This is a genomic window from Asticcacaulis sp. W401b (assembly GCF_046503825.1).
In the GTDB taxonomy this organism is placed as follows: domain Bacteria; phylum Pseudomonadota; class Alphaproteobacteria; order Caulobacterales; family Caulobacteraceae; genus Asticcacaulis.
The window spans coordinates 292,839-302,341 of the sequence record NZ_JBKFEE010000002.1 but is presented as its reverse complement, the minus strand read 5'-3'; the positions used below and the strand labels follow the sequence as shown (position 1 = coordinate 302,341).

At 60.0% G+C, this 9,503-nt stretch carries 11 protein-coding genes; 2 read left to right on the top strand and 9 right to left on the bottom strand.

Features of this window, described 5'->3' with window-relative positions; genetic code table 11:
- Positions 1–22: 22 nt before the first annotated feature.
- The 3 genes from ACK8OE_RS06115 to ACK8OE_RS06105 form a co-directional block, all read right to left on the bottom strand.
- Positions 23–1,726, bottom strand: coding sequence for a family 78 glycoside hydrolase catalytic domain (locus tag ACK8OE_RS06115; protein ID WP_410271821.1), 1,704 nt, complete (start codon positions 1,724–1,726; stop codon positions 23–25).
- A gap of 128 nt (positions 1,727–1,854) precedes the next feature.
- Positions 1,855–2,937, bottom strand: coding sequence for an ROK family transcriptional regulator (locus ACK8OE_RS06110; RefSeq protein WP_410271820.1), 1,083 nt, complete (start codon positions 2,935–2,937; stop codon positions 1,855–1,857).
- A complete protein-coding gene (locus ACK8OE_RS06105) occupies positions 2,938–3,447 on the bottom strand; it encodes a prolyl-tRNA synthetase associated domain-containing protein (RefSeq protein ID WP_410271819.1) in 510 nt (169 codons plus the stop codon).
- Positions 3,448–3,476: 29 nt separating this feature from the next.
- Between ACK8OE_RS06105 and ACK8OE_RS06100 the strand changes: the two genes are divergently transcribed.
- A complete protein-coding gene (locus ACK8OE_RS06100) occupies positions 3,477–4,232 on the top strand; it encodes a DUF6065 family protein (protein ID WP_410271818.1) in 756 nt (251 codons plus the stop codon).
- A gap of 30 nt (positions 4,233–4,262) precedes the next feature.
- On the opposite strand, the gene ACK8OE_RS06095 is transcribed toward ACK8OE_RS06100, so the two are convergent.
- Together ACK8OE_RS06095 and ACK8OE_RS06090 are read right to left on the bottom strand one after the other, a co-directional pair.
- Entirely contained in the window at positions 4,263–4,805 is a 543-nt protein-coding gene (locus tag ACK8OE_RS06095; RefSeq protein WP_410271817.1) for a CC0125/CC1285 family lipoprotein, read from the bottom strand.
- 122 nt (positions 4,806–4,927) lie between these two features.
- Complete coding sequence (locus ACK8OE_RS06090) at positions 4,928–5,821, bottom strand: LysR family transcriptional regulator (RefSeq protein ID WP_410271816.1); 894 nt, start codon at positions 5,819–5,821, stop codon at positions 4,928–4,930.
- A 110-nt stretch (positions 5,822–5,931) separates the two neighbouring features.
- Between ACK8OE_RS06090 and ACK8OE_RS06085 the strand changes: the two genes are divergently transcribed.
- The gene (locus tag ACK8OE_RS06085; RefSeq protein WP_410271815.1) at positions 5,932–6,681 is read left to right on the top strand and encodes an SDR family NAD(P)-dependent oxidoreductase; all 750 of its coding nucleotides are present in this window, start codon (positions 5,932–5,934) and stop codon (positions 6,679–6,681) included.
- Positions 6,682–6,799: 118 nt separating this feature from the next.
- On the opposite strand, the gene ACK8OE_RS06080 is transcribed toward ACK8OE_RS06085, so the two are convergent.
- From ACK8OE_RS06080 to fsa, 4 genes are all read right to left on the bottom strand, one after another.
- Positions 6,800–7,537, bottom strand: coding sequence for a siderophore-interacting protein (locus tag ACK8OE_RS06080; RefSeq protein ID WP_410271814.1), 738 nt, complete (start codon positions 7,535–7,537; stop codon positions 6,800–6,802).
- A 1-nt stretch (position 7,538) separates the two neighbouring features.
- Positions 7,539–8,111, bottom strand: coding sequence for a PadR family transcriptional regulator (locus ACK8OE_RS06075; protein ID WP_410271813.1), 573 nt, complete (start codon positions 8,109–8,111; stop codon positions 7,539–7,541).
- 169 nt (positions 8,112–8,280) lie between these two features.
- Entirely contained in the window at positions 8,281–8,817 is a 537-nt protein-coding gene (gene rimM, locus ACK8OE_RS06070; protein ID WP_410271812.1) for a ribosome maturation factor RimM, read from the bottom strand.
- On the bottom strand, positions 8,817–9,470 hold the full coding sequence (gene fsa, locus ACK8OE_RS06065; RefSeq protein WP_126421968.1) for a fructose-6-phosphate aldolase: 654 nt from the start codon (positions 9,468–9,470) through the stop codon (positions 8,817–8,819). The genes rimM and fsa overlap by 1 nt, the downstream gene beginning before the upstream one ends.
- Between the last annotated feature and the right edge of the window lie 33 nt (positions 9,471–9,503).

Below are 9,503 nucleotides of genomic sequence, written 5' to 3'. Positions count from 1 at the left end.
ATCAGTGCCAATATCCCATTGTTTATACAAATCTTTCCCAAAAACGGTGTTTAAGTAGGGTCAGATTGGTCTGATCAACACTGCCGTCAGGTTTGAGTATTTCGGCAAACTTCAGGGTCACCTTTTGCCCGGCGATACCGTTTACTCTTATTTTCGCCCAGCCCGCAAAGTTCTGGCCAAAATCAACCACCCAGCTCCCGTTAACAGCTTTAAGGGATTTCGCCTTCAACAGGCCCATGCGTCGTATTGGCGGGCTCACGGTCGGCTGAAGCTTTCCGGTCACCGACGGGGCAATCGCCACAGGCGACCAATTCGCGTCCGGGTGAAACCCCGGCGCGGCCCAACCGGGCTGCTCACGACGCGCATCATAGTCTTCGCCGTCATATATATCTGACTTGAGGATAGGAGAGGCACTGATCATCCAGCTCTGATCCGTGACGACGCGCTCAACCCTACCGCTTGAGTAGGTCAGTTCCAACTGAGCCATAAAGCGCAGGGGCGGATTGCCAAAAGCAAAACGACCCTGAGGTGACGTATAACTGCCATACCAGCCATCGGCGACCATGGCACCGATAACATTTGCCCCGCGTCCGACCATCTTTGTCACATCAAAGACGCGGTAAAGGATGCGTTTGGAGAAGTCCATGGATTCGGGGGCCAGCAGGGCATCTCCGACCCGCTTGCCATTGATATAGGCCTCGTAGGCGCCCAAGGCCGTCACATACAGCCGAGCCTGAGCCACCGCATCCGTGGCTGAAAAATCGCGGCGCATCAAAAAAGCGCCTTTACCCTGCAAAGGTTGATCTTCACGCGCCGAACGCTTCACCGTTCGCCATGCCGACGCATCAAAATCCGGCCGGGTCCAGCCTTCAGGTTGCTCTGAGGATGCACGGGCGGTTAGATCGTCAAAACGGACAACCCGACCGTCGCGCAACCGGGCGCGCACCAACATGGCACACTGGGGTTTTTCCCCTTTCAGACTTAGGGTCAGAACATGCGTTCCAGCTTTGAGTGTCCGTACGGTTTCGACCACACCTCGCGGCCCCCAAGCATTGGCAGGCCGAGGCGGCAGATCAATCAGGCTGCCATCAATTCGAGCCTCGTAAGAGGTCGAGGAAATCGTCATCAGGGTTGTTTCGGCATCCGTCTCGAGACCAAAGACCAGCCGGACCTGACAGGACGGAGCTTTCGATGGCGCATCAGCCGTAACCCAATAGAGACCGGCTTCACGATCCCCGCGCATATCGGCATCTTCCGCTGCCAGCCATTGGGCCTGCCAGTCATCTGGTGACAGCAGTGCCATCTCCCAGAAGGCGGGTGCGCTTGTCGCGACACGTCCGTGACAGTCCCACACCGTAACCCGCCAGACCGCCCTCTGGCGCGAGCCGAGTGGCTTTCCCGCGTAAATGACATCAAACGTCTGATCGCTTTCAACACGGCCGCTGTCCCAGAGATCGGCAAGGCCGGCCCGAAGGTTTGCGTCACTTGACGCGACCTCTATCCGCCAGGCGATCTGCATCGTTCCCCGCCGCGCGGAGGCGCACTGCCATGAGAGGCGAACATCCTGATTTTCTACACCTAACGGGTTGTCACACAGATTGGCTTTCAACCGCGTCAGGCGTAAGCTATCTCGCTTTTCAGCCGCAGACGCTGGAACGGCGAGTGCAGCAGTGGCCAGACCCGCGCCGTTCAATGCACCTGAGAGTGCTCCCCGACGTGTCAACATGGCGCGTTTCCTTTATTTTCCAATGTTATTTTGTTTGCATACTGGGTTCTGTTGTCGTCAGGCAAGGCCCATTGACTTTGGGGTGGACAACTCGACCCTGTTCCGAAGTTCCGATAAGGCTTACGGACTTACCCCTGCGGAAGCAGGTTACAAAACACCGGCAGGGCCGCCGCGCCGATGGCGGTTTGAAACGCACCCAGCCGCGAGGCTTCGACCACCGGCGCGCCCTCGCCCAACTGCATCGCCTCGGCCAGCGCTTTGAGGATTGAGGGGCTGAGGCGGCCCGTCAGGATGATGGCATCGGGGCTGAGGAACGGGCTGAGTTTGGCCAGACCCGCCGACAGACGCGCGGCCGCGCTGTGTGTCCAGTCATCAATGACGCCCTGCGCCGTTTCGGGCAGGATATCGAGATCGCTAAGGTCGCCCACCCCGAACCCGGCGGTGGTCAGAGCCTTCATCAGGTCGCGGCCATCCGGAGACTCCGCCTCGCTGAAAAACTGCCCGATCTGTCCCGCCCCCGACATACCCTGCCCTCCCCGGAACGGGCGCCCTTCGATAAACAGCGCCCCACCGATCTCAAGCCCGATATGCACGATCAGATAGGTCTGATAGCGCGCGCCAATGCCAAAGACGCGCTCACCTATGCCGCAGGCCAGAGGTTCGGCTTCGATAAAGGCCGGCCCTTCAAGATTGTTGGCGAAATAGCTGATCAGCTCCTCGCGGCGATAGGCCAGAGTCCACGCCTGCGCCTGTTCGGGTGGCAGGTCCACCGGCACCCCAATACCGAAGCCCAGTTGCCGCCAGCGCACTACGTGGCTCTTGCCATAGGCGCTTTCCAGTTGCTGCTGCACGGCCTCCAGCACGGCGCGCGGCGTCGGTTCGACCAGCGGCGTGCGCGTGCGGCCGACCACCCGACCGCCCAGATCCATCGCCACCAGATCGAGCGCTCCGGCTGTAAAGCCGATACCGAAGGCATAGGCCGCGCCCGACCGCAGCGACACCGGCTTTTGCGGCTGACCCCGGCGTCCGGTGTGCACATAGGCCCCGTTATCTTCCTCGACCAGTCCCCAATCCATCAGGTCGCGCACCAGATTGGTCACGGCCGGTCGCGTATAGCCCGACGCCTCGGCCAGCTCGGCACGCGCTGCCGTCCCGTGGCGGACCAGCGCCTCAAGCACCTTGCGATGGCCGTGGGTCAGGTGGGGAAACATCTACACGTCCGAAAAGTCGATAACCCGGTATTTGCGGCCCAGCTTGTCCAGAAAACGCCGGAAATCGGCCTGATCGAGCGCCGTGGTCGCCGTATTGATCAGCGGGTGGAAGTTGACGATCTCAGCGTCATACAACCGCTGATCAAGAATAAATCTGACCTTGTGCTCCGGGTCGTTGATCAGGGCCAGCGCCGTCACCGAACCCGGTCGCACGCCCAGCGCCTGATACAGGCGTTCCTCAGAACCGAAGCTCAGACGCCCGGACCCGATGACTTTCGGCAGGGCTTTTAGATTGATCTGCGTCTGCTGCTCGGCGCTGATCAGCCACAATTGCCCCTTATCGTCCTTCAGGAACAGGTTTTTGCTGTGGGCACCGGGGAGAGTATCCTTGATCCCTTCGCCTTCACCGACGCGAAACACCGCCTCATGTTCAGTGGTCCGCGGCAACAGGCCCCAGCCGTTTAGGGCTTGAAGCAGGGTGCTTTGCGTATAAAAGCTGTTTTCGGTCATTCGTCGCGTTTACAGGAGCCCGAAGCGTAATGGAATTGGAATGTTTTGTCGTTCAGGCCGGCCCGCGTGAAATCATCCCCGGCCGCACCGATCGCGACTGGATGGATGCGTTTTCCAACCGCTTCCCCTATCGCTGCCTGCCGCTCACCATGGCCAATTCGACCGGCTGGGAACTGCTGGTTCCCGAAGACATTACGATGGAATGGAACGGCGGTAAGCTGGCCAGCGACATCATCATCACCGGTGACCGCCCCGGCGTGCACGTCGAACACTTTGTGCAGAGCCATTTCAGCCAGGGCATCGTCACCTTCCATACGGGTTATCTCTTCCGCACGCCGCCGGGGTTTGCGCTGTGGGCCACGGGCGCGCCCAACCACGTCAAGGACGGTATCGCGCCCCTGACAGGCCTGATCGAAACCGACTGGCTGCCGTTTCCCTTTACGATGAACTGGCGCTTCACGCGGCCGGGCGTCGTGCATTTCCAGAAGGGCGAACCCTTCTGCTTCATCAATGTCATCGAGCATCGCAAAACGGATGAGGTGCAGCCGGTGGTCAAGCCGATCGAGGCCGACCCGGACCTGCTGGAACAGTTCAAGGCGTGGTCAGAAAGCCGCGCGAAATTTAATGAGAGCCTCGTCAACCGCGACCCGGCGGCCATCAAACAGGCCTGGCAGAAGTTTTACCACAAGGGCGAACTGCCGGATCAGTCGGAAGCCCCGCTGGAGCATATGAACCGCCGCCGCGTGAACCCTGTGCGCTACGAAGGCATCGAGGAACCGAAATAAAAAAGGGAGCCTCTCGGCTCCCTTTATAGTTCAGCGGCGATCCGTGGTCGGTCGCACAATACGCGGGTCGAGATTCTGTTTCACCTCGCGCGCGTCATAGGCATTGGGATCGCTCGGCTTTTCGCCCTTGCCGAAGATGACTTCGGCCGAGGTTTCATAGCGATAGAAGGTCGTCTGATCCTCTTCCCACGCGCCCCAGGAGCCCCAGCCACCGCGATAATAGCGGTAGTAGAACCCGCCATAAAGACGCGGGAACGGATCGCGATAGGTGGTGGTCGTCGTGCGGTCTTCCTTGGTGTTGCGGCCCACCAGACTGAACCAGTCATAGCCGTTTTCCAGCGCCAGTTCGGCGGCGCGGTACAGCATATAGTCCTCGACCGTCTCACGCGAGGTCGAGGAGTTGCCGGAGAATTTCAGGCGGTAGCGATTGGCTTCGATCCGCTGGTCGGAATAGCCGCGCGCCAGAGACGAAGACGGGTCACCGGTCACAGGCTGATAAGGGGTGGGGGTCGCGCAGGCGGCGAGCGTTACCAGAGAGACGCCAAGTGCCGCACCAATCATCATCTTACGCATGGTCTTAACACTCAACTCCCTGTGAAAAAGCCCCGATTGGCGAGGGAGTATTGAGCCTCCACTATCAAACGTCAATGTGGCTTTAATACGCCACACAGGTCGTTACGGATCTGGCACGCCTTTCAATCCGTGTAGGTTTTCATCAGGGTTGCGACCCAATCTATAAACACCCTCACCCGGCGCGCCAGATGACGTCGCTGCGGGTAGATCAGCGATACTGGCAGGGCCTCAGCCACATGGTCGGGCAATAGTTCAATCAGCTGCCCCTGCACCACATGTTCTATCATGCCGACATGTGGGGCCTGAACGATACCCAGACCCGCCAGTGCCGCGTGACGATAGGCTTCTGAATTGTTGACCGTCACCATGCCCTCCATAGTAATGGTCTGCCACTGGCTACCGTCGAAATAGTCAAAGCCGTCCGGGCGCGCCCCCATCTGGGTCACATAATGGACCAGCCGGTGCCCCTTCAGATCCTCCAGCGTGCGCGGCCTACCCCATCGCGCCAGATAGGCAGGGCTGGCAAAATTACCCATGCAGAGCTTACCCAGCGAACGGACCGTCAGACCGGAATCGCTCAGGGCCCCCACCCGGATGACACAGTCAAAGCCTTCGCGAACAATATCGACGATGCGATCCGTCGAAGACAGTTCAACGCGCAAGGCCGGATGGCGCTCAAGCAGCGCGGGTAAGTTGGGCAGGACAAGGTTCTTCGCCACGGGTATCGGCATATCGACGCGGATGCGCCCACTTACCGCACGCGTCTGAAACAGGCCCGACAGGTCTTCGGCATCAGCCAGCAGGTCCTTGGCGCGCTCATAAAAAAGCTGACCATCGTGCGTGAGCTGAACCCGTCGCGTGGTGCGATAGAGGAGCTGCGTCCCCAGATGCGCCTCAAGCGTTTGCACCGCCGTTGATACCGTGGCCTTAGGCAGGCCAAGCGTTTCGGCCGCCTGAGTGAAAGACGACAATTCCGCCACGCGGGTGAACATCAGCAGGGCATCTAATCGCAGCATAAGCGCATTATTGTTCATTTATTTGAACAGTCTAGTCAAAATTCGCGAATTTATCCTGCTTCACGGGTCAACTAAATATCGGTCATCCATTTTCATACAGGAGAGATTACATGACCATCGCACTCATCACCGGCGGCAGCCGGGGCCTTGGCCGCAACGCCGCCCTGCATCTGGCCCGCGACGGAGTGGACGTCATTTTCACCTATCGCTCAAACCTCACAGAGGCTCAGAGCCTTGTGGCTGAGATCGAAGCCATGGACCGCCGCGCCGTGGGCTTGCCGCTGGACGTTGGCAATACGACAGGATTCGCCCCCTTCGTGGCAAAGGTTCAGGAAACCCTGACCGTCTGGGGCGAAGACCGCTTCGACTATCTCGTCAACAATGCCGGCACCGGTGTTCATGCCAGTTTTACCGACACCACCGAAGCGCAGTTCGACGAACTGGTGAATGTGCACTTCAAAGGCCCGTTCTTCCTTACGCAGGCTCTACTGCCCCTGATGCGCGACGGTGGGCGCATCCTCAATGTCTCCTCAGGTCTGGCGCGCTTCGCCCTGCCGGGCTACGCCGCCTATGCGTCGATAAAGGGGGCGATGGAGGTGCTGACGCGTTATCAGGCCAAGGAATTGGGAGCCCGCGGCATTGCCGTCAATATCCTCGCTCCGGGGGCGATAGAAACGGATTTCGGCGGCGGGGCTGTGCGTGACAATGCGGGACTGAATGCCTTTGTGGCGTCGAATACGGCGCTGGGTCGTGTGGGTCTGCCCGACGATATTGGGGGTGTCGTCGCGGCCATTCTGTCGCCCGGCAGCCGTTGGATCAATGCGCAGCGGATCGAGGTATCGGGCGGCATGTTCCTCTAGAGCAAAATGACTTTAAGTGGAAACGCCATTTCGCTCTAAATTTTTGTTTTATCGCGATGTTTTTGCGGAAAACCGCTCACACTTTTGGCTTCGCCGAACTCCGTTTCCGCACATCGCTTTAATCGAGAGCCTGATGCGCGCCCGCTTCGCCCTTCAGCCAGTAGCCAGAGGCCTTGATCCCTTTCGGATTGAGGCCTTTGTCGTGCAGATGCGCCCGCACCGTTCGGGCCCACTGCGCCTCTCCGGCGATCCACACCAGCGGATCGGAAGGCAGGGTCAGAGCGTCGATGGCGCTCAGCACATCATCGGCTTCCGCACGATAAAGCCAGTGAATATCCGCCCTGGCCTGAGTGACCCACGCCTGACGCTCAGCCGCATTTTCGACCATGGCCAGCACGGTTATCGCCTGACCCGCCGGGGCGCTTTCCAGACGGCGGCCGATGGCCGGCAAGGCTGTTTCATCTCCGATCAGGAGATAATGGTCGAACGCATCCGGCCACACCTGCGAACCGCGCGGGCCGCCAATGTGGAGCGTATCGCCGATCTTCGCTTGTAACGCCCATTGGGTGGCCGGTCCCGCCGGGTCATGCAGGGCAAAGTCGAGGGTCAACCGCCCCTCGCTCACATCAAAGGCGCGCGGCGTGTAGTCGCGCATGACCGGCGTTTCTCCGCCCTGCGGATCGGGAAACAAGAGCTTCACATGATCATCGAAGCCCAGTGACTGAAACCCCTCCAGATCGCCACTGAGGACCAGACGCAGCATATGCGGCGTCAGCAGGTGACGCTCAGCCACCCGCAGTTCGCGGCGGCGCAGTTCGAAGCGAACGCGCAGGGGTGTGCGATTGTCTTCGGCCATCTCACGACCTCTCGATACGGCGGGCCAGATCGTCGATGCCATCAACAATGGCGTGCAGTTCGTCCTGCGTCAGTGGTCGCGCCGCGCGGTTGCGCAGAGCCGCCTTGAGATTGTCCATGGCGCGAAAGATCGGCCCGAAGTCCGGACCTTCCGGCGCGCTTTGCGGGGCCTCGGCAAACAGGCGTTCCACCTCTTCGGCGCGCTCAGCCAGAAAGGCCGTGCCCGCTTCGGTGATGGTGGCGACCTTGCGGCCTTCGGCATCGGGGGTGATGGTGATGAAGCCGCCATCTTCCAGCCAGCTCAGGGCCGGATAGACAATGCCGGGCGACGGCGCGTACTGACCGTTGAAATGGTCGTCGATGGCGCGGATCAGTTCATAGCCGTGGCTGGGCTTATCGCTGATCAGCCGGAGCAGCACCAGCCGCAGGCCGCCATGACCGAAGCCGCGACCGCCACGTCCACCCCGGCCGTGCCGACCGGGCCCGCGCTCACCAAACGGGCCGCCACGGCCCTCTTCGGGCCAGCCGCGATGATGACCACCGCCCCGCCCACGTCCAAAGGGAAAGTCCCTCATGAGTCAGATACCTTTCTGAGTGTCTATAACCTATCAGGATCACGATGAGTTCCGTGTGTCTCTGATATGTATTTAGATATATCTGAATTATGTTTGAAATAGGTCGATAAAATTTCAGGCCCGTCCGCGTCAACGAACAGGCCTGAAAAAGCATCCAACTTATGGCTTATCAATGATCGGTCTGAGGGTCTGGCTCTGCCGGAACGATCACCTCATCCGGCGGCGCGATCACCACATAGCCTGCGCCGATATTCACCTCAGGCACGTTTTCGCGGGTGAACATCAGGAAATAGCTGGCGCCGCCTTTGGGCTGGATATCGAGCAGATCGCCCGCGCCAAAATCCTCAACGCCTTTCAGCCGTCCGATCACCGATCCATCGGTGCCACGCACCTCAAGACCGATCAGGTCGGTGATGTAGAAATCGTCCTCGTCCTCGACTTCGGGCAGGTCTTCGCGGCGGACGTAGAGTTTCAGCCCTTTGAGCGCGTCGGCCTTGTCCTTGTCGGCGATACCTTCGGCCTTGACGACCAGAGCGCCCTTATGAACGCGCGCCGCCGTGATAACCAGCGCGGGTTCGCCGCGCGGGTTATACAGGGGGTTATATTCCAGTACGCTCAGCGGATCGTCCATATGGCTGATCAGCTTGAATTCGCCGCGCACGCCGAAGCTGGCGGCGACCTGGGCCACGAAAACCAGTTCCGTCATCAGAGGATGCTTTGACCCGTGCTGGCCCAGTCAGCGAGGAAGGTTTCCAGACCCTTGTCGGTCAGGTCGTGCTGGAACATGGCCTTGATGACCGCCGGCGGCAGGGTGGCGCAATCGGCCCCGGCAATGGCGGCCTGAGCGACGTGGGTGGTGTTGCGCAGGGACGCGGCCAGAATGGCCGTTTCGAATTCATAGTTGTCGAACACGGTGCGGATGTCGCGGATGAGCTGCATTCCGTCTTCGCCGCGGTCATCCAGACGCCCGACGAAGGGCGACACGAAGGTGGCCCCGGCCTTGGCGGCCAAAAGCGCCTGCGTCACCGAGAAACACAGGGTGACATTGGTCATCAGGCCCTGATCGGAAAAGACGCGCGTGGCTTTCAGGCCATCGACGGTCAGCGGCACCTTGATCACCACATTGTCGGCGATCTTGGCCAGCTTTTCGCCCTCAGCCACCATCTGTGCGAATTCCGTAGCCGCGACTTCGGCCGAAACCGGACCATCGATCATGGCGCAGATTTCCTTGGTGACCTCAAGGATATTGCGGCCCGACTTGGCGATCAGGGTGGGGTTGGTGGTCACGCCATCGATCAGGCCTGTCTCATTGAGTTCGGCCAGAAGCGCGGTGTCGGCGGTGTCGGCAAAGATCAGCATGGTTTTTCCTTGGGCGTCTTTGTGTTTAGCGGC

Coding starts and splice junctions, on each gene's coding strand:
- ACK8OE_RS06115 (WP_410271821.1), bottom strand. CDS start 1,726: ATGTTGACACGTCGGGGAGCACTCTCAGGTGCATTGAACGGCGCGGGT.
- ACK8OE_RS06110 (WP_410271820.1), bottom strand. CDS start 2,937: ATGTTTCCCCACCTGACCCACGGCCATCGCAAGGTGCTTGAGGCGCTG.
- ACK8OE_RS06105 (WP_410271819.1), bottom strand. CDS start 3,447: ATGACCGAAAACAGCTTTTATACGCAAAGCACCCTGCTTCAAGCCCTA.
- ACK8OE_RS06100 (WP_410271818.1), top strand. CDS start 3,477: ATGGAATTGGAATGTTTTGTCGTTCAGGCCGGCCCGCGTGAAATCATC.
- ACK8OE_RS06095 (WP_410271817.1), bottom strand. CDS start 4,805: ATGCGTAAGATGATGATTGGTGCGGCACTTGGCGTCTCTCTGGTAACG.
- ACK8OE_RS06090 (WP_410271816.1), bottom strand. CDS start 5,821: ATGCTGCGATTAGATGCCCTGCTGATGTTCACCCGCGTGGCGGAATTG.
- ACK8OE_RS06085 (WP_410271815.1), top strand. CDS start 5,932: ATGACCATCGCACTCATCACCGGCGGCAGCCGGGGCCTTGGCCGCAAC.
- ACK8OE_RS06080 (WP_410271814.1), bottom strand. CDS start 7,537: ATGGCCGAAGACAATCGCACACCCCTGCGCGTTCGCTTCGAACTGCGC.
- ACK8OE_RS06075 (WP_410271813.1), bottom strand. CDS start 8,111: ATGAGGGACTTTCCCTTTGGACGTGGGCGGGGCGGTGGTCATCATCGC.
- rimM (WP_410271812.1), bottom strand. CDS start 8,817: ATGACGGAACTGGTTTTCGTGGCCCAGGTCGCCGCCAGCTTCGGCGTG.
- fsa (WP_126421968.1), bottom strand. CDS start 9,470: ATGCTGATCTTTGCCGACACCGCCGACACCGCGCTTCTGGCCGAACTC.